General features: G+C 35.8%; 1 protein-coding gene and 1 pseudogene. Both read left to right on the top strand.

Features of this window, described 5'->3' with window-relative positions; translation table 11 throughout:
• A partial coding sequence (locus Q0296_RS00465; RefSeq protein WP_298035631.1) for a hypothetical protein occupies positions 1–281 on the top strand: 281 nt, incomplete at its 5' end.
• A pseudogene (locus Q0296_RS00460) lies at positions 278–1,206 on the top strand (hypothetical protein); the annotation flags it as partial. The gene Q0296_RS00465 and the pseudogene Q0296_RS00460, both read left to right, overlap by 4 nt.

Raw genomic sequence — 1,206 nt, 5'->3', positions numbered from 1 at the left:
CGTTAAAGCACATCGTGGATTTTTCAGATATGAGCTTTGATAGGATACTTCAAAGAAGGTTTCAAATTTCGCTTTTTGAAGTGCTTTTAAAGCTTGCTGATTGGGATATAAGAAAGCTAAACACTGAAGAAAAATTAATTTTAGACTACTTTAGAATTTTGCTTTCATTTGAAGCCAGTACGACTAAATTTTTTGATTTTGGTATCGATAAGATCATGGACATCAGCGTCCATGCCTCGGCTGATATGGTGATCAATGTAAAAAAGGCACTTAGAAAATGAAAGTAACATTTACAGGCTCTTTAGCCATAGTTAGGCCTTTTGGCTTTTTGGAGATAAATGTTGCCCCTTCAAGCGTCAGCAAGACAAATCTCATGCAAATTTGTTCTAGGCATGTCAGTGCCATTTTACTCTCACTAAAAAATGTCACATTTTTTAGCCCGCTTTGGCTAAATGGCACCTGCGAGCATCTTTCAAGCATAGCTAGAGAGATCGGAGCAGACTTTGCTATATGTGATTATGATGAAGAATTTTTTGATTTTGCGACAAAAGCTTCAAAAAATATCATGAGATTTTCATTTTTTGAAAGCGAAAAGATCGCAAGACTTTTTTTAAGCGACAACATAGACGTTGGAAATGAAACCGTCGTCATTTATAACAAAAACGAGCAGTACAAAGACTACATCAACTCGCTTTTGGAGCAAAAGTGCTACAAGTGTAAATTTGTAAAAAGCGTGGAAGAATTTAACGCTGCCAAACAAGCCTACAAATACACCATTAGCACACTAAATCACATCGTTTTAGGCAAAAAAGAGTTTAGCACCTTTGTAAGAGGTGACGTCGTCATTTACAAGACAGTAGGGCTCATAGATAGCTCTTTTGTGCAGAATTTTGACTATAAATTTCACGAAAGGTTGCAAAAGGTAGGCTTTAAATTCTTTGTTTTTTGGTCTGATTCGGTTGGTGCTTTAAATACCATAGGTGCTAGTTTTTTGATAAAACTATCTGAGCTGAGCCAAAAAAGTGGCGCTATAGTGGCAATTTGTGGCTTAAATGAGGGCAATATCTCAGAGACACTTGCGTCAAATTTAAAAGCAGCAAAGATACTTTTATATAAAAAGATGGATGACTTTTTCAAAGATGACTCGACACTTTATTTTAAAAAGCGCCTTATCGACATAGAGCCTACAAAGATGAATAAAAACTT

Origin of the sequence: uncultured Campylobacter sp., from assembly GCF_937890585.1 — a bacterium.
Classification (GTDB): Bacteria; Campylobacterota; Campylobacteria; order Campylobacterales; family Campylobacteraceae; genus Campylobacter_A.
The sequence above is the reverse complement of the archived record's forward strand: the minus strand, read 5'-3'. Positions and strand labels throughout refer to the sequence as shown.